The organism is Quadrisphaera sp. DSM 44207 (assembly GCF_900101335.1).
GTDB lineage: Bacteria > Actinomycetota > Actinomycetes > Actinomycetales > Quadrisphaeraceae > DSM-44207.
Genome location: NZ_FNKA01000003.1, coordinates 286866 through 304278, shown reverse-complemented (window position 1 = coordinate 304278; position 17413 = coordinate 286866). Strand labels below are relative to the sequence as shown.

Below are 17413 nucleotides of genomic sequence, written 5' to 3'. Positions count from 1 at the left end.
GCAGCGCGCAGCGCTCGCGCAGCCAGGTGGAGGGAGCGGGCGTGGAGCTCGGCGACTACATGCGCATCCTGCGCAAGCGGTGGCTCTCGGTCCTGGTCATCACCGTGCTCGGCGTGGCCGCCGCCGCCGCCGCCACCCTCCTCGCCACGCCGCAGTACCGGGCGACGACCCAGCTGTTCGTCTCCGCCCAGACCGGCGACTCCGGCTCGGACCTGCTGCAGGGCGGCAACTTCGCCGAGGCGCGGGTGCAGTCCTACGCCGACATCGCCACCAGCCAGAGCGTGCTCGGCCCCGTCATCGCCGACCTCGGCCTGGAGACCACGCCCGCGGCCCTGGCGCAGCGGGTGGAGGCGGTGGCGCCGGCCGGCACCGTCCTCATCGACATCACCGCCACCGACCCCTCCCCCGAGCAGGCGGCGACCATCGCCGAGGCCGTCACCGCGTCCCTCATCGAGGTGGTCAGGACTCTCGAGCAGCCGTCCGACGCCGCGACGGCGGCGCCGGTGCGCATCACGAGCACCCAGGGCGCGGTCGTGCCCAGCAGCCCCGCGTGGCCGCGCGAGGAGCTGAACCTGGCGCTGGGGCTGGTGCTCGGCCTCGGCGCCGCCGTCGCCGTCGTGCTGCTGCGCGAGGTCCTCGACACGCGGGTGCGCGGCGAGGAGGACGTGAGCGCCCTGTCCGTCCCGCTGCTGGCCGCCGTCCCGCAGGACGCGTCCGCGCGCAGGCACCCCCTCGTGGTCGTCGACGACCCGCAGGGCCCGCTCGCGGAGTCCTTCCGCCGGCTGCGCACCAACCTGCAGTTCGCGACGGCGACCAACGGCGCGAAGTCCGTGGTCGTCACCTCCTCCCTCGAGGGGGAGGGCAAGAGCACGACGGCGGTGAACCTGGCGCTCAGCCTCGCCGACGCCGGCGCGCGCGTCGTGCTCGTCGACGGCGACCTGCGCCGCCCGTCGGTGGCCCGCTACCTCGGCCTGGAGGGGGGCGTGGGCCTGACCACCGTGCTGGTCGGCCGCGCCCAGCTCGACGACGTCCTGCAGCCCTGGGGCGACCGGACGAGGCTGTCGGTCCTGCCCGCCGGCCAGGTGCCGCCGAACCCCAGCGAGCTGCTGGCCTCGGAGCAGATGGCCAAGCTCGTGCGGGAGCTGGAGGGGCGCTTCGACGTCGTCCTCGTCGACGGCGCCCCCCTGGTGCCGGTCACCGACTCCGCGGTGCTCGCCGAGGTGGTCGGCGGGGTGCTGGTCGCGGTGCGCAGCGGCAGCACGAGGCGACCGCTGCTGGAGCGCGCCCTGGCGGCCCTGGCGGCGGTGGACGCGACGGTCCTCGGTGTGGTCCTCACGATGCTGCCCACCCGGGGAGCCGACGGGTACCGGACCTACTCGTACACCTCCCAGCCGCAGCCGGGCGGTCGCGACCTGCCGCAGGAGGGGAGCGCCTGGTGACGGCCGGGCTGCCGCGGGCCGGCAGCCGCGCGCGCCGGCGGCTCGGCTGGGCGCTGCTGGGGCTCGGCGCGCTGGCCGTCGTCCTGCTCGGGTGGGGCGCCGCCGCGGGGGCGCTCGCCGCCGCCCGCGCCCAGGCGGCCCAGACCCGGGTCGAGGAGGTCCGCTCCGCCGTCGAGCAGGAGGACCTGCCCGCCGCGCGGGAGGCGCTGCAGGCGGCCGCCGCCGAGCTGGACGGGGCGCAGCGCGCCGCGTCGGCCCTGCCCCTCGTCCTCGCCTCCCACGCCCCCGGCTCCGCCGGGCGCGTGGTCGCCTCCCTGCGCACGACGGTGTCCTCCGCGGACCAGGCCGTCGGCGAGGGCGCGCTCCCCCTGCTCGGGGTGGTGATCGACACCGACGACGGCCGCGCCCTGCTGCGCGAGGACGGCAGCGTCGACGTCGCCGCCCTCGCGGACGTCGCGGACCGGGTGCGACCGGCCGCGGCGGCCCTGGCGCAGGCGCGCCGGCGCATGGCGGGCGTCGACGCGGCGGGGCTGCCCGGCCCCCTCGCCGGCCCGGTCTCCTCCGCCAGCGGAGCCGTCACCGACCTGGCCACCACCGCGCAGGCGGCGGAGTCCGCCCTGACCGTGCTGCCGGCGGCGCTGGGCGCCGAGGGGCCCCGCTCCTACCTCGTGGCCTTCCAGAACACCGCCGAGCTGCGCCCCACCGGCGGCATCATCGGCGCCTGGGCGCTGGTCGGCGTCGAGGACGGGCGCACCTCCCTGCAGCAGACCGGGTCCAACGACGACCTGGAGGACCTGGAGGGCCCCGTGCGGGACCTCGGGCCCGAGCACGCGGCGCTGTACCCGCCCGAGCAGGTGGCCCACAGCCAGAACGTCAACCTCAGCCCCCACTTCCCCTCCGCCGGCCTGCTGCTCAGCGACCTGTGGGAGGCCCAGGGGCGCCCCGCCCCGGACGGCGTCGTGGCGGTGGACCCCTCCGGCCTCGCGCCCCTCCTGGCCGGGGAGGGCGAGGTGGTGGTGCCGGGCGGCCCGAGCATCAGCGCCGAGACCGTCGTCGACGTGCTGCTGCGCCAGGCGTACGAGGACTTCGCCGCCGACAACGACGCCCGCCAGGAGTACCTGTCCGCGGTGGTCGGCACGGCCTTCGCCGAGGCCCTGGGGGGCGGCGCCTTCGACGCGGCGGGCCTGAGCGGGCTGCTGGAGGCCGCGGACGACGGGCACCTGGTGGCCTGGAGCGCCCGGGAGGACGAGCAGGCCGCGCTCGTGCGGGCCGGCCTGTCCGGGGCCCTGCCCGAGCCCGCGCCGGACACCGCCGGGGTCTACCTGACGAACGTCTCGGCCTCGAAGCTGGACTACTACCTCACCGAGGCGGTCCGCACCGCCGGCGGCTGCGCCGGGAGCCCGGTGACGATGCAGGTGGTCCTGCACAACGACGCCCCCGCCCGCGTGCCCGAGTACGTCGCGAGCAAGGTCGACGGCCTGCCCGCGACCACGGAGTCCCTCCTCGTGGCGCTGTACGTGCCGCCGCAGCGCGGCATCTCGCAGGTGCGGGTCGGCGGCCAGCCGGTCGCCTTCAGCGCCGGCACCGAGCGCGGCTGGTCCCTCGCCCGGTTCGAGGTGCAGGTCCCCCGCGACGCCGAGACCGTCGTCGACGTGGACCTCTCCGGCGCCGCCTCCCCCCTCGAGCGCGTGCTGACCCAGCCGCTCGTGGACGACGCGGAGGTCTCCACCGCCTCCTGCGGCTCCTGAGCGCAGCCGGTTTTCCTCTCCGGGCGCCGTCTGCCACGATGCAGCCGGAACTCACCCGTCCAGCCCAGTCCCGGAGGCCACGTCCATGACTCCCCCCCGCCCGTCCGGGCGCGTCCGCCGCACCGTCCTGGCGACCGCCGGCATCGGTCTGGCCGCCCTGTGCGCCGCGCCCGCCGCCTCCGCCGCCGAGGGCGGCTGGACGAAGCCGGAGCACGCCGCGGGCGGCTGGGCCGGCCCGGAGCGCGCCGCGGGCGGCGCCTGGGCGGGGCCGGAGCACGCCGCGGGCGAGAGGGCGAGGCCGGACTACGTCCGGGGCATCGTCCGGCCCCCGACGGACACGGCGATCCGGCCGCAGAGCGGCCCTGGGCCCGAGGAGGCGCCCGGGGGGAAGGCCGCTGCCGCGCCGCTGGCCGCGGCGGCGCTCGCGCCGGCCGCCGGGCACGCCACCACCGCCGCCACCGCGGCGTCGACGACGTCGGGCACCGGCTCCACCGCCGCGGCGGCCGGCGCGGCCGCCGCCGGGAAGAGCACGACGGCGGCCGCCGGGAGCGGGTCGAGCGCCGCCAGCCTCGCGCACACGGGCGCCGAGGTGGGCGGCGTGGCCGCCGCCGGGATCGCGCTGGTGGGCGTCGGCGCCCTCCTTGTGCGCAGCGGCCGGCGTCGCAGCGCCGTCGGCGCCTGAGCCGCAGCCGGAGACCGCCCGGAGGGGTGGCAGCCCGGTGGGCTGCCACCCCTCCGGCATGAGAGCGGTTAGTCACAGCAAGTGACCACCCGCTGCGGGAAGGGCGGGCCGCTGCCCCGAACGGATGGCTGCGCGTCACGACCGGCCACCTCAGGGCCTCCGGATGCTGCCTGGAGGGTCACGCTCTGCCACCATGGCGATGATCATCCACGCGATGCCAGGAGGCACAGCCATGACCGCCCCCCGCACCCTCGCCGCACGGTCCCGCCGCGTCGCCGCAACGGTCGCCGCGCTCGGCCTGGCGGCCGCCGCCTGGGCCCCGAGCGCGCTGGCCCACGGGTACAGCGAGGTCGCCCCGCCGGCGACGACCACCACGGTGCCCACGGCCGCGCCGGCGACCGACGTCGCCGCCGCCCGGCCCTCGACGGCTCCCGGCTCGAGCGCGCTGGCCCACACCGGCGTCGAGGCCGGTGGGCTGGCCCTCGGCGGGGCCGCGCTCGTGGTGGCCGGCGCCCTGCTCGTGCGCGGCGGACGCCGCAGCTCCGCGTCGGCGGCCTGACCCGACCGACCGCGGCGCGGGCCCCGTCACCACGCGGTGGCGGGGCCCGCGCCGTGCTGGGCGCCGTGCTGGGCGCCGTCCTGGGCGCCGGGAGCCTCAGCGGGGGCCGTGGTAGCGCTGCTGCGCCGCGTCCAGGCCGGCGGTGACCACGAGCTCGACCGCGTCGGCGGCGTCCCCGAGCAGGAAGGGCAGCTCCTTGCGCTCGGTCGAGGAGAAGCCGCGCAGGACGAAGTCCGCCGGGTCCGTGCGACCGGGGGGCCGGCCGATGCCGACGCGCAGCCGCGCGTAGTCCTTGGTCGAGAGCGCCTTGGTGATGTCCCGCAGGCCGTTGTGGCCGCCCTCGCCGCCGCCGCGCTTGAGCCGCACGGCGCCGAAGGGGAGGTCGAGCTCGTCGTGGACGACGAGCACCCGCTCGACGTCGACGCCGTAGAAGCGGACGAGGCCGGCGACCGGTCCGCCGGCCTCGTTCATCCAGGACGTGGGCCTGGCCAGCACCACCCGCGGCCCGGGGCGCCCCCCGGGCAGGACGCCGAGGCGGGCCTCCGCGACGAGGGCCCGCGCCCGGTGCGGCCTGAAGCCCGCGCCCGAGCGGGTCGCGAGCTCGTCGACGACCATCGCCCCGGCGTTGTGGCGGTCCTGGGCGTGCTGGGGTCCGGGGTTGCCCAGCCCGACCACGAGCCAGGCGCCGTCAGCCACGGGTGGCCGGCACGCGGGGCCGGCGCGCCAGGAGGCCGAGGAGGACGACGGAGCCCAGCCAGGCCGCGGCGACGACCAGGTCACCGGCGTGGACGCCGTGGTCGTGGGAGACGTCGAACAGGACGGGCCCCTCCCCGGGGTACCGGCCGGCGACCCCCAGCAGCGCCAGGGCGGTGAGCACGGCGGCGACGCAGCCGGCGCACAACCACCGGACCAGGGCCGGACCCTCCCCCGCGGTCGCGCTCGCCATGCTCGTGCTCCTGACTGGTCGTCGTCCTGCCCGGGAGGGGAAGCGGGCCGATCATCGTAGCGGCCGCCGGCGGTGGGCGGGCACCGCGCGGCGCCGGTCCGGGCCCCGCGAGCGCGTCAGCCCTGCGGGGCGACCACCGCCAGCAGCGCGGAGACGGCCGACCCCGCCTGGGCGGCGGCGCGGGCGTAGGTCTCGTCGTCGCGACCGTAGGGGTCCACGACGTCGTCCAGCCCGGCGTCGGTGACCGGCCAGCGCCCGCGGGCCTGCGGCAGCCGCGCGACGAGGTCGAGCAGGCGCTCGCGCGGCCCGCTCCCCTGCACCTCGGCGCCCACCCGGGCGGCCAGGCGGCCGGCCTCGCGGACCGTGAAGGTGCGCCGCAGCAGCGCCGGGCGCAGCTGCACCACCTCGGAGCGGTGCGCGCGCGTGGCGGTGAGGACGAGGTCGACGCCGTCGAGGAGCGGTTCCACCAGCTGGCGGGCGGCGTGGCCGCGCGGGTCGCCGCCGGCGCGCTCGAGCAGGGCCGCGGTCTGCGCCGTCATCGGCTCGCCCACCAGGGCCCGCGTGCCGGCGCTGCCCACCCGCACCCCCGCCCCGGCCAGGGAGCGGGCGAGCAGGCGCTCGACCAGCGGGGACCGGCACACGTTGCCGGTGCAGACGACCAGCACCTGGGGCGCCTCGGGGCTCACTCTGGGAAGGTAGCCGTCCGCACCACCCGATCGGCGCCTGCCACCAGCTGCCGGGGCCCCGTACCCTCGCAGGAGCGGTCGCCCGCCCGGGGCCGCACGAGCTGGGAGGACCATGAGGAGCGCCGTCCTGACGTCGCGGCCCTCGTACCGGCAGTCCCTGGACGGCCTGTCGAGCGCGCAGAAGAGCGCCAAGGGGGCTCCGGCGTACTCGCGGTTCGTCAACCGCCCGCTCGGGCGCCGGCTGGCCGCCGGCGCCCACGTGCTCGGCCTGACGCCGGACCAGGTCACCGCCGCCTCGGCCCTGTGCACGGCGGCCGGCATCGCGACCGTGGCGCTGGGGCCCTCGGCGTGGTGGACGGGCCTGCTCGTGGCGGCGCTGCTGGTCCTGGGCTACGCCCTGGACGCCGCCGACGGCCAGCTGGCGCGGCTGCGCGGCGGCGGGTCGCTGGCGGGCGAGTGGCTCGACCACGTCGTCGACGCCGCCAAGATCCCGGCGCTGCACCTCGCCGTCGCCGTCGGCGCCCACCGCAGCCCCACCCCGCCCTCGGACGCGTGGCTGCTGGTGCCGCTCGCCTTCGCCGTGGTGGCCAGCACCTGGTTCTTCACGATCATCCTCAACGACCACCTGCGCCGCCTGGCCGGCGCCCGCGACGGGCAGGCGGCGGTGGCCTCCGGCGAGGCGCGCCGGCACTCCGCGCTGCGCTCGGCGGCCTCGGTGCCCACCGACTACGGCGTGCTGTGCCTGCTGTTCGTCACCCTCGGTGCGCCGGTGCTCTTCCGGTGGGCCTACGGCCTCCTCGCCCTCGGCTTCGCGCTCCTGGCGGCGGCGTCGATGGTGGTGTGGTACCGGCAGGTCGGATCCCTCGAGCGGGCGCAGGACGGGAGCAGCGCGTGAGCGTGACGGGGTACGTGCCCGGGGTCTTCGACATGTTCCACATCGGGCACCTGAACATCCTGCGGCGGGCGCGGGAGGGCTGCGACGAGCTCGTCGTCGGAGCGGTGACCGACGAGGTCGTGGAGCGCACCAAGGGCAGGCGCCCGGTGGTGCCGCTGGAGGAGCGCGCGGAGATCCTGGCCAGCCTGCGCCTCGTCGACCGCGTCGTGGCCGACGACTGCGGCAGCGACAAGCTGCCGATGTGGGAGCGCCTGCGCTTCGACGTCCTGTTCAAGGGCGACGACTGGCGCGGCACCCCCAAGGGTGACCAGCTGGAGGCGGGCATGGCCGCGGTGGGGGTGCGCGTCGTGTACTTCCCCTACACGCACACCACGTCCAGCACGCTGCTGCGCGACCTGATCACCGCCCACGGGTGAGCATCGGCGGGGTCGGTGACCGCGTGCTCCTGCCGAGGCGCGCGCCCCGGCGCGCCCCCGCGCACCCCGGGCCCGCCGCGGACCGTGCCGCCGGCCGCGGGACGGCGGCACCGCGCGCCGGCTCCCGCCGCCCGCTGCTCGCGCTGGTGCTCGCCACCTGGGCCCTGGTCGTCGTGCCCCGCCTCCTCCAGACGCTCACCGCGCCGAAGTTCCGCGTGTCCGTCGGCGAGGAGGGCGCCGCGCCGACGGCCCTGGCCGCCGCCAGCCAGCTGGCGCTGCTCGGGGCGGTGGCGGCCGTGTGCCTGTGGGTGCTGCTCACCCGCCTGCCGCGCGCGCGGGCGGACCGCTGGGGCAGCCTCGCCGCGGCGCTCGGGCTGTGGGGGTTCCTGGTCTTCCGCGACCTCTACGCGGGCCACGTCCCCGACCGGGCCAGCGTGCTCTTCCCGCTGCTGGTGCTCGCGGTGTGGGTGCTGCGCCCCGCGCTGCGGGACCTGGCCGTCCTCGCCTGGCTGACGGGGCTGACGGCGGCGGTCAGCACGGCGGTCGCGCTGGTCGCCCCGGAGCAGGGCCTGTTCCGCTCCGTGAGAGGGGAGTTCATCCAGCCGGACAAGCAGCTGCTCCCCGGCGGCGTGCTCGTGGGCGTGTTCACCCAGGGCAACAACCTCGGCCAGTTCCTGGTGCTGGGGCTGCCCGCCGTCGTCCTGGTCGCGCGCCGGCGGTGGCGCCTGCTGCTGGTCGTGCTGGTCGCCGCCGCCCTGGTCTGGAGCGCGTCGCGCTCGTCGCTCGCCGCGTTCGCGGCGGCCGCCGCCACGCTGCTCGCGCTGGCCCTGTCGGGTCGCTCACCCGCCCTGCGCGCCTGCGTGAGCTCCGGCGCGCTGGCCGTCGCCACCGCCCTGACCCTGCTGCTGCCGTTCCTCACGCGGGATGACGCGGCGTTCTCCAACCGCGGCTACATCTGGCGGCTCAGCCTGGCCGCGTGGCGCGAGCACCTCCTCGTCGGCCACGGCCCGGACCACTACGCCGCGGTGGCCCGCTTCGCCAACCCCCTGGTCGGCACGGCGTTCCACGGCCACAACCAGGTGGTCCAGGTCCTGGTCACCGGTGGGCTCGTGCACCTGTGCCTGACCGGGCTGCTGCTGGTGCTGCTGTGCCGCCGCGCCGTCGCCTCCGCCCGCGCGGGGTCGGCGTGGCCGACGCTCGCGCTGGTCAGCCTGCTGGTCTCCTGCTCGCTCGAGGTCTCCTTCGGCGTCGTGGACCGCGACTTCCTGCTGCCGGTGACCGTGCTGCCCCTGGCGGTGCTGCTCTTCGCCGACGTCCCGCGACCCGGGCGACCCGCCCTCGGAGGAGCCTCGTGAGCACCGACGCCGACGTGCACCGCCCCTCCAGCACGGTGGTCGTCGCCGTGCTCACCTACCGGCGCCCGGAGCTGCTCGCGCGCGCCGTCCCGGTGCTGCTCGAGCAGGCGGCGGCCTCGCCGGAGCCGGCTCGCGTCCTCGTCGTCGACAACGACCCCGCGGGCAGCGCCCGGCCGGTGGTGGAGCGGTGGGTCGGCGCCGGCCTGGCCTACGCGCACGAGCCGCGGCCCGGCATCGCCGCCGCCCGCAACCGGGCCCTGGACGAGGCGGGCGATGCCGAGGCGATCGTGTTCATCGACGACGACGAGGTGCCCCGGGAGGACTGGCTGGCGCGGCTGGTGCGCGCGTGGCGCGCGTGGGGGTGCACGGCCGTGGCGGGCCCGGCGGTCTCGGCGCCGGAGCTCCCCCTGGACCCCTGGGTCCGTGAGAGCCGGATGTTCGAGCGCCGGCGGCGGCCGACGGGCACCGCCCTGCGCGGGGCGGCGACCAACAACCTGCTGCTGGACCTGCGGCGGCTGCGGGCGCTCGGCGTCCGCTTCGACGACGCCTTCGGGCTCACGGGAGGGTCGGACACGATGCTGACCCACGACCTGGTGGCCAGGGGCGAGCCGCTGCGCTGGTGCGACGAGGCCCAGGTGGTCGCCTCCGTCCCGGCGGTGCGGGCGACGCGGCGCTACGTCCTGCGGCGCAACCTGCGCACGGGCACCACGTGGAGCCGGGTGGAGGTGAAGCTCGCGCGCGGCCCGGTCCGGGTCCTGCGCAGAGCCGAGCTGGTCGCCCGCGGCGTGCTGCGGGTGGCGAGGGGGCTCGCCGCGGCGGTGCGGGGACGGCTGGGCCGCTCGCTCGGGCACCGGGCCCGGGGCGAGTGCGACGTCGCCAGCGGGGTCGGCATGGTGCTCGGCGCCCTGGGCTACGGGTACGTCGAGTACGCCCGCCCGCGCGGGGCCGGGTCCGGCGCCTCGGGCGCCGGCTGACCGCCCTCCCCCGCTCCCCGGTGCCGCTCCCCGGTGCCGGCGCCCGGCTTCAGCCGCGGCGGTACTCCGCGTAGGTGGAGCCGAAGGCGCCGGTGAGCATGCCCAGGCCGCGGGCCGCCGTGCGGGCACCGCGGGCCCGGTGGTGCGCGGAGCGGGACAGCACGCCCCAGGCGAAGCGCCCCGCGCCGCCGAGGGCGCGCACCCCGCCGCGCGCGGTGAGCACCGCCCGCGTGCGCGCGCGCCGGCCACGACCCGTGGCCAGCACGAGCGAGGTCCGGCTCCACCCGTTGCCGCTGCGCAGCGCCCGCCGCAGCACCCAGCCCCGCGTGGCGCGGTGAGCGGGGACGACGTCCGTGACCACGGCCTCGTCGCACCAGACCAGCTGCAGGCCGGCCGCGACGAGCTGGCGCGTGAAGAGGGTGTCCGAGCCGCCGCTGATCCCGAACCGCTCGTCGAAGGAGATCCCGGTCGGCCGCACCCGGCGCAGGTCCAGCAGCAGGTTGTTGGTCGCCGCGACCGCCACCGGCGACCCGGTGGGCAGGCGCCGCCGGCGGAAGAAGTCCCCCGCCGCCACCCACGGGCCGTGCGGCGCGTCGACGCGGGAGACCACCGGACCGACGACGCCGGCGCTGCCGGTCTCCTGCCAGGTGGCGACGAGGTGCTGCAGCCAGGCGTCGCCGGGGCGCTCGTCGTCGTCGATGAACACGAGCGCCTCGGCGTCCCCCGCCTCGTCCAGGGCCCGGTTGCGGGCGGCGGCGATGCCGGGCCGCGGCTCGTGCGCGTACGTCGCCGCGACGCCGGAGGCCGCCACCACCGACCGGGCGCTGCCCGCGGGGTCGTTGTCGACGACCAGCACCCGGGCCGCCGGGTGCAGGGCGCGCGCCTGCTCCTCGAGCAGGGGCAGCAGCTCCGCGAGGTCGTCCGGGCGCCGGTAGGTGAGCACGGCCACCACCACCGAGGTCACGGGGCGCCCTCCAGGAGGGCCTGGACGGCACCTGCCACCGCGGAGCGGTACGCGGAGGGGCTGTGCCGCCGCGCCGCCCGGGCGGCGTCCTGGAGCGCGCCGTCCCGGTGCGCCCGCCAGTCGGCCAGCACCTGCCGCACGGCGGCGGCGAGCGCCTCGGCGCTGCCCGGCTCCACGAGGCGGGCGCACCCGTAGCCCTCGACGGCCTCGCGCAGCCCGCTGGTGTCGCTGACGACGACGGGACGGGCGGCCAGCACGGCCTCCACGGCCGTGTTGCCGAAGGGCTCGTCCGTCCGGGAGGGCACCACGACGAGGTCGGCGCGCTCCAGGTGGGGCCAGACGTCGGCGTCGAAGCCGTGCAGCACCACCCGCTCCGGACCGGCCGCGGCCGCGCGCTCGGCGAGGCGCTGCGCGAACCACTCGTACCCGGGGTAGGCGCTGCCGACGACGTCGAGCCGCACGTCGACGCCCTCGGCGAGCAGCAGGTGGACGGCCTCGACCGCCGCGTCGGGACCCTTGCGCGGCGACAGGCGCCCCACGTAGAGCAGGCGCACCGGCGCGGCCAGCTCCTCGCGCGCCGGCACGACGGCCGGCGGGCCGGGCACGGCGTTGTCCAGGACCGACGAGCGTCCGCGCAGCCGCGGCGCGCTGGCCAGCAGCACCCCGAGGCTGAAGCGGCTGTTGACGAGCACCCTGTCCGCCAGCAGCAGGGGCGCGCCGAGGAGCACCCGCACCAGGGGCGCGGCGGACGCCTCCGCCTCGTGCACGTGCACCAGGCACGGCCGGCGCGCCACCCGCGCCAGCAGGGTCCACAGGGGGATGGTCACCGTGTTGACCAGCACCGCGTCGGGCCGGGTGCGGTGCAGGAGCCCCAGCCCCTGCACCGCGCCCCGCACCGCGCCGGCGAGGAAGCGCCCGAGCCCCCGCGGGCGCAGGACGTCCTTGCGCAGCACGGGCGCGGCGCACAGGACGACCTGCGCGCCGCGCTCGACCAGCAGCGGCACCAGCGGCCCCGCGGCCGGCACGGTGACCACCACCCGGTGCCCCGCGGCCAGCAGGGCGTCGACCGACTCCAGCAGGACGCGGTCGGAGCCGTAGAGGTCGGGGCTGGGGTGGGCGACCAGGACGGTGCCGCCGGAGCGGCCGCGGGGAGCGGGCGACGGGACGGGAGCGCGCGTCACAGCTGCACGACGACGACGGAGACCGAGCTGGTCGAGCTCACCTGCACCTGCAGCGGCCCGTCCCCCGTGGCGGGGTCGGAGAAGGCCCAGGTGCCCGTCGCGCTGCCGCCGGGCTCCAGGACGCCCTGCGCCGGGCTCGCGGGCGGGGAGTCGCTGGGGTCGACGGGCACGCCGTCCGCGGTGGAGGCGGTGACGGCCAGGCCGCCGAGGTCGACGGGGGCGGAGGTGTCGTTGCGCAGCACGAGGGTGACCGCGATGCCGGGGCCGGCGACCTCCCCGGGACCGGACGCGCCGAGCTGCACCGCCTGCGTGTCGGTCACGGTCGCCACCAGGCCGTCCCCGAAGGCGGCGGCGTCCCCCGCCGCGACGGGCGGGAGCGTGGTGGCCCCCACCACAGGGGCCGTCGACGGCGGCGGCCCGCCGTCGGTGCTCGGGCCCGCCGCCGGTGGCGCGCCGGACGGCGAGCCGCTGGTCGACGGCGCGTCCGGTGCCGGGGCCCCGGACGACGTCGGCGACCCGGTCGGCGACGTCGTCGGTGACCCGGTCGGTGACGCGGTCGCGGTCGTCGTCGCAGCCGGTGCCGACGAGGTGGAGGTGCCCGGGCCGCCGCCCGGAGCGTCGTCCTCGCCGCCGGCGCAGCCGGTGAGGAGGACGAGCGCGGACGCCACCAGGACGGCGGCGCGCGGCGCGGAGCGGGCCGACCTCATCGACCTCACCGCGCTCACCGACCTCACGGAGCGGTCGTCGTCGCGGCGAGGTCGTCCCACGCGACGGTCAGCGGAGCGGTCGCGCTGGCGGAGAGGTAGGTGGAGAGCCCGACACCGCCCGCGGCCTGCAGCGCGGCCGTGCTGTCGGTGGCGGTCAGCTGCCAGTCCGCGGGCTCGGGGGTGCCCTCGACCCACGCCCGCGCCCGCAGGGTCGTCGGCGCGGTGCCGACCGCCTGCACCCGCACCAGCAGCCGCTGGCCGGGCGCCAGCGCGGGGCCCGTCAGCGACACGGACTTCAGGACCGTCTCGGTGCCCGAGGCCACCGACGACAGGGCCAGGGTGACCGCGCCGGTGGCCGTGACCCGGGCACGGGCGTGGTACCCGCCCGTGCCGACGCGGCGGGCGATCACCGAGGCGTAGACGCCACCCCCGGTGGGCGCGGCGTCGACGGAGACCGCGGCCCGCACGTCGCTCGCCGTGGCGGACACCGCGTCCAGCGTCGACGCCGACGTCCTGCCCGCGCTGACGGTCGCCCGTCCCGCTCCGCCGGTGACCGCGGTGGTGCCCCCGCTCGTGGTCCAGGCCCCACCGGTCTCGGCGGGGCCCCAGCCGCTGGTGGTGGTGCGGGCGAAGGCGTCCGCCGCCAGCACCTGGCCGGGCGCCGGCGCCGGGGGCGGCGGAGGAGCCGTGACCGTCACCGGCTGCCGGGTGGTCCCCGTGGCGCCGCGGTCGTCGGTGACCGTCACGGTCACGGAGTACGTCCCCGCGGCGGCGTAGGTGTGCCTCGCCGTGGTGCCGCTGCCCGTGGCGCCGTCCCCGAAGTCCCAGGCCACCGCGGCGATGGTGCCGTCGCCGTCCTCGGACGCCGAGGCGTCGACGGCGGCGGTGAGGCCGTCGGTGGTCGCCGTGAACGACGCGGTCGGAGCGGCGTTGGGAGCAGGCGTCGGGGTCGGCGTGGGCGTCGGGGTGAACGTCGGGGTGGGCGTCGGGGTGGGCGTCGGGGTGGCACCGGCGGTCGCGCCGAGGCGGTGGTGCTCGGCGACCCTCGCGGCCGCCAGCTGCGTCGGGTACACCGCGACGTCGTCGATCGTGCCCGCGAGCGCTGCGGTCGCGGGGGCGCCGGACCACTTGGCGTTGACGGTGTCCCCGCCGACGCGCCAGTAGCCGGTGAAGGCCTGCGCCCCCTTGACGCTCGCGTCGGCGGCCACCTGGGCGCCGTCGACGAACAGGGCCGTGCCGGCCGGGCCCAGCGTGGCCACCACGTGGTGCCACGCCCCGTCGTTGTACCGGCCGGGGCTGGTGATGGTCTTGAACGCGCCGGGGTAGACCCCGAAGACCAGCTGGCCGCTGCTGGTCAGGTAGACCTGGCGGTCGTGGCTCCTGCTCGCCGCGGTGGCCGAGTCGCCGAAGCCGACGATCTTGCCGCCCGTCGTGGTGGTGGTCTGGAACCAGGCCTCCACCGAGAAGGTCTGGGGTCCCGGGCGCGGGGCGGTCGTCGTCGCCGGCACGGCCGCCGACCCCGCGAAGGCGGTCGCGGCGTCGCCGTCCCGCGTCGCGCCCTTCGCGCCGCGGCTCGCCGAGGGGTCCAGGGTCAGGTCGCCGGCGCCCGCCCGGTCGAGCGCGACGGTGCCGCTCGCCTCGTCGAGGCGCCAGTAGGACTCCGCGCCGTCCGCGAGCACCGCGTCGCGGTAGGCGCTGGGGGCGCTGGCCGCGGCCGCCGTCGCCGTGAGGGGGGCGCTGGTGGCGGTGTTGCCGTCGGGGTCGGTGACCCGCACCCGGTACGCCGTCGCGGTCCCGACCACGGGCGAGGGGTCGACCAGGCCGAGCCGGGGGCGGCTCCACCACGCGGAGTCGGCGGTCGTGCGGGCCACCACCGCGGGCGACGAGGAGGGGCCGCGCAGGAGTTCGTAGCGCAGGTTGCGGTCGTCGCGGTCCCACGCGGCCGCGAAGGAGATCCTCAGGCCGCCGTCGGCGAGCCCGTCCGCGGCGAGCGCCATGTCGCTGATGGCCTGCGGCCCCTCCTTGCGGGGGGCGGCGGAGCGCACGGCGAACCGGACCAGGCCCTGCTGGGCGCGGCCGTTGACCTTCGGGAACTCCCCGCCCAGGACGACGTAGGTGCCGTTGCCGGCGACCGACCAGGCGGCCTGGGACTGGCCGGTGTAGGTGCCGGCGGCCAGGGTGGGCAGCCACGGGAGGACCTCGCTGGCGCGCTTGCCCTGGAACTTGCCGGAGGTGTTGGTGTTCCCGGTCCAGGCCGTGGTGAAGGCCTGCGCCCGCTGGAACGTCTGCGGGCTCGTCTCCGGCTGGACGCCGATGGACGAGCAGTCGTGCGCGTGGCCGACCGCGTACAGGACGCCGCCCACCGGGTAGCTGGAGTAGGTGTCGCCCCGGCAGCCGTTGACCCACCGCAGGGCCCCTCCCGCCGCGTCGGCGGCGAAGGCGTTCTCGAGGTTGCCCGGCCCGTAGAAGTTGTACCCGGTCCCGTAGACCGCCCCGTCGGCGCTGGAGAGGCTGTAGATCGCCGAGTCCGGCCCGTAGTTCTTCACCGTCGCGTTCGCCGCCCACGGCAGCGTCGCGCCCGAGGTCAGGTCCACCGCGCCCATCCCGGCCTGGGCCTGCCCGTTGAGGGTGGTGAAGCGGCCGCCGACGACGAGCTCGTTCGTGCCCGCCGGCGCGGTCATCGCCATCACGGCGGCGTCGGCGGGCGGCGCCCACGGCGTCACCGCGCCGTCGGAGGCGCGGAAGGCGGCGAGGTAGGAGCGCGCCTGCCCCCCGGCCGCGGTGAAGGACCCGCCCGCGTAGACCGTGCCGCCCGCCGCGGCCAGGGACCGCACGGTGTTGTTGGCGGACGCCTTGAACGCCGTGACCACGGCACCGGAGGCGGCGTCCAGGGCCACGACGCGCGAGGCGCTGGCTCCGTCGACGCTGGTGAAGGAGCCGCCGACGTACACGCGCGAGCCGTCCGGGGACGCCGTGATGGCCAGCCCGGTGCCGTTGAGCTTCGGCGCCCAGGAGGTGACCAGCTTCCCCGTGGTGATGTCGTAGGCGAGGACGTTGGACCGGGCGACCTCACCGGTGCCGGCCGCGGCACCGGCCGGGCGGGCCGAGGTGAACTGGCCCGTGGCGTAGACCCGGTCGCCCACCACGACCTGCGCCCACACCACGCCGTCGACCTGCACCGTGGGCAGCGCGTCCGCGCTCACGGTGGGCTGCGAGGGGACGACCGCCGGCGCCGCGGACGCCGGCTGCGGCGAGACCGGCAGCGCCAGGGCGCTGGCCACGGTGGCTGCGAGACCCGCGCCCAGCAGGGTGCGGAGGCGCTGGCGCGGACGTCTGATCACGTGTCTCCCCGTCGTCGCCGGCGCTGACCGCACCGGCACTCTGGACCGCTGGCCGACACGCCCAGCAGCCTCTTGCGCGGGAGGATATGCCGCGAACCGGGCACCGGTCACCCGTGGTGATCTCATGCCGCCCGCTCGGCCCAGCGGCACCGCAGGATCCTCACTCCGCGTCAGGAGAGAGCGACTCCCGACGACCGGACGGGCGAGGACGCCGCGGTCCCCCGCGCCAGGCGCCGGCACAGGTCCTCGTACCCGGCCGCGACGACGTCCCAGTCGTACCTGCGGGCGCGCTCCCCGGCCGCCTCGCCGCGCAGCCGCGTGCCCTCGACGTCGGCCTCGCCGAGCTCGACGAGGACGCGCACGTCCGCGGGCGTGGTCCAGTACAGACCGGCGTCGGCGAGCACCTCCCGGTTGAAGCTGACGTCGAAGGCGCTGACGGCGGCCCGGGCGCCGACCGCCCTGAGCAGCGACGGGTTGGTGCCGCCGACCGAGTGCCCGTGCAGGTACGTGCGGGCGCCCGCGTACAGCTGGTCGAGGAGCTCCTGGTCCCAGACGCCGCCGAGGAAGCGGACCCGGCCGTCGGCGAGCGAGCGCACCCGGGCGGTGTAGGCGTCGGAGTAGGGCGCGGAACCGACCACGACCAGGGGCAGGCCGGCGCGGCTGGCGCGGTAGCCCTCGACGATGACGTCGACGTGGTTCTCCGGCTCGAAGCGCGCGACCACGAGGTGGTAGCCGCCGGGCACCAGACCGACCTCCGCGAGGCGCTGCGGGTCGCCGCCGCCCTCGATGACGGGCGCGCCGTAGGTCAGGAGGGTGGTCTCGGCGCCGAAGCGCTCCGCGTAGTAGTCCTGGATCCCCGCGGCGTCGGCGATGAGCGCGTCGGAGTGGCGCACGGCGAGCGCCTCCGCGTGGCGGTAGTAGCGCCGGCCCTGCGGTCCCCACTTGGCGCGCTTCCACTCCAGGCCGTCGACGTGCGTGGCCACGGGCAGGCCGCGCGCTCGCAGGAGGGGCAGGTAGGGCGCGTTGGCGGCGTTGAAGACGAGGACGGCGTCCACGGGGTGCGCCAGCAGGTGGGCCACGGAGGCGCCCGTGTGGCTGAGGGTCTCGAGGGTGCGCGCGCGCACGGCGGGCAGGTGCACCAGGCGCATGCCGCGGTGGGTCGCCGGCCGCTCGCTGCTGCCGCCGCCGGAGCTGCGGCAGTAGACGACGACGTCGTGACCGCGCTCGGCGAGACGGGCGCCGACCTCCTCGACGCACGTCTCGAAGCCCCCGTAGCGGGCCGGCACGCCGCGCGTGCCCACCATGGCGACGCTGAGGCGGCCGTGCGCGCCACCCGGGGCGCGCCCGTCCAGCACAGCCACTCCGGTGCCTCCCCCTCGCCCCCGCGCCGGACCTCGACGCCGTGGCGCCCAGTACACATCCTGCAGCGCTCCGTGACAGCCGACCAGCGCCCGCGCTCACCCGATCGGTGCGGGTGGCGCACCCGGTCGACGGTCCACCGCGTCCGGCCACCGTAGTAC

Annotated in this window: 15 protein-coding genes and 1 pseudogene; 8 read left to right on the top strand and 8 right to left on the bottom strand. The window is 77.7% G+C overall.

What is annotated here, in order from left to right; translation table 11 throughout:
• Window positions 1-41: 41 nt before the first annotated feature.
• The 4 genes from BLS82_RS11750 (at window position 42) to BLS82_RS11735 (ending at window position 4428) form a co-directional block, all read left to right on the top strand.
• Complete coding sequence (locus tag BLS82_RS11750) at window positions 42-1439, top strand: tyrosine-protein kinase domain-containing protein (protein ID WP_143028841.1); 1398 nt, start codon at window positions 42-44, stop codon at window positions 1437-1439.
• The gene (locus tag BLS82_RS11745) at window positions 1436-3187 is read left to right on the top strand and encodes a DUF4012 domain-containing protein (RefSeq protein ID WP_092866028.1); all 1752 of its coding nucleotides are present in this window, start codon (window positions 1436-1438) and stop codon (window positions 3185-3187) included. Before BLS82_RS11750 ends, BLS82_RS11745 begins: the two co-directional genes overlap by 4 nt.
• An 85-nt stretch (window positions 3188-3272) precedes the next feature.
• Window positions 3273-3869 carry a hypothetical protein gene (locus tag BLS82_RS11740; RefSeq protein WP_092866025.1) on the top strand — a complete coding sequence of 199 codons (597 nt, stop codon included), beginning with the start codon at window positions 3273-3275 and terminating at the stop codon, window positions 3867-3869.
• 232 nt (window positions 3870-4101) lie between these two features.
• A complete protein-coding gene (locus BLS82_RS11735; protein ID WP_092866022.1) occupies window positions 4102-4428 on the top strand; it encodes a hypothetical protein in 327 nt (108 codons plus the stop codon).
• 96 nt (window positions 4429-4524) lie between these two features.
• Here BLS82_RS11735 and pth read toward each other — a convergent pair whose 3' ends face one another.
• The 3 genes from pth to BLS82_RS11720 form a co-directional block, all read right to left on the bottom strand.
• The gene (pth, locus tag BLS82_RS11730) at window positions 4525-5124 is read right to left on the bottom strand and encodes an aminoacyl-tRNA hydrolase (protein WP_092866019.1); all 600 of its coding nucleotides are present in this window, start codon (window positions 5122-5124) and stop codon (window positions 4525-4527) included.
• The gene (locus BLS82_RS11725) at window positions 5117-5374 is read right to left on the bottom strand and encodes a hypothetical protein (protein ID WP_092866016.1); all 258 of its coding nucleotides are present in this window, start codon (window positions 5372-5374) and stop codon (window positions 5117-5119) included. Before BLS82_RS11725 ends, pth begins: the two co-directional genes overlap by 8 nt.
• A 116-nt stretch (window positions 5375-5490) precedes the next feature.
• On the bottom strand, window positions 5491-6060 hold the full coding sequence (locus BLS82_RS11720; protein WP_218123855.1) for an arsenate reductase/protein-tyrosine-phosphatase family protein: 570 nt from the start codon (window positions 6058-6060) through the stop codon (window positions 5491-5493).
• A gap of 112 nt (window positions 6061-6172) precedes the next feature.
• Here BLS82_RS11720 and BLS82_RS11715 point away from each other — a divergent pair, with 112 nt between their 5' ends.
• The 4 genes from BLS82_RS11715 to BLS82_RS16630 are packed head-to-tail and all read left to right on the top strand — an operon-like array spanning window position 6173 to window position 9700.
• Window positions 6173-6955 (top strand): CDP-alcohol phosphatidyltransferase family protein, encoded by a 783-nt coding sequence (locus tag BLS82_RS11715; RefSeq protein ID WP_092866011.1) that lies wholly within the window; start codon window positions 6173-6175, stop codon window positions 6953-6955.
• 32 nt (window positions 6956-6987) lie between these two features.
• Complete coding sequence (locus BLS82_RS11710) at window positions 6988-7371, top strand: FAD synthase family protein (protein ID WP_218123930.1); 384 nt, start codon at window positions 6988-6990, stop codon at window positions 7369-7371.
• Window positions 7368-8726, top strand: a complete 1359-nt coding sequence (locus BLS82_RS11705; RefSeq protein WP_092866005.1) for an O-antigen ligase family protein — start codon at window positions 7368-7370, stop codon at window positions 8724-8726. The genes BLS82_RS11710 and BLS82_RS11705 overlap by 4 nt, the downstream gene beginning before the upstream one ends.
• Window positions 8723-9700, top strand: a complete 978-nt coding sequence (locus BLS82_RS16630) for a glycosyltransferase family 2 protein (protein WP_218123854.1) — start codon at window positions 8723-8725, stop codon at window positions 9698-9700. Before BLS82_RS11705 ends, BLS82_RS16630 begins: the two co-directional genes overlap by 4 nt.
• 49 nt (window positions 9701-9749) lie before the next feature.
• On the opposite strand, the gene BLS82_RS11695 is transcribed toward BLS82_RS16630, so the two are convergent.
• The 5 genes and pseudogenes from BLS82_RS11695 to BLS82_RS11675 form a co-directional block, all read right to left on the bottom strand.
• Window positions 9750-10664 (bottom strand): glycosyltransferase family 2 protein, encoded by a 915-nt coding sequence (locus BLS82_RS11695; protein WP_218123853.1) that lies wholly within the window; start codon window positions 10662-10664, stop codon window positions 9750-9752.
• Entirely contained in the window at window positions 10661-11845 is a 1185-nt protein-coding gene (locus BLS82_RS11690; RefSeq protein ID WP_092866002.1) for a glycosyltransferase, read from the bottom strand. The genes BLS82_RS11695 and BLS82_RS11690 overlap by 4 nt, the downstream gene beginning before the upstream one ends.
• On the bottom strand, window positions 11842-12570 hold the full coding sequence (locus tag BLS82_RS11685; protein WP_143028840.1) for a hypothetical protein: 729 nt from the start codon (window positions 12568-12570) through the stop codon (window positions 11842-11844). The genes BLS82_RS11690 and BLS82_RS11685 overlap by 4 nt, the downstream gene beginning before the upstream one ends.
• A 5-nt stretch (window positions 12571-12575) precedes the next feature.
• The gene (locus BLS82_RS11680; RefSeq protein ID WP_092865995.1) at window positions 12576-15893 is read right to left on the bottom strand and encodes a PKD domain-containing protein; all 3318 of its coding nucleotides are present in this window, start codon (window positions 15891-15893) and stop codon (window positions 12576-12578) included.
• Between the two features lie 160 nt (window positions 15894-16053).
• A pseudogene (locus tag BLS82_RS11675) lies at window positions 16054-17197 on the bottom strand (DUF1972 domain-containing protein).
• Window positions 17198-17413 lie beyond the last annotated feature (216 nt).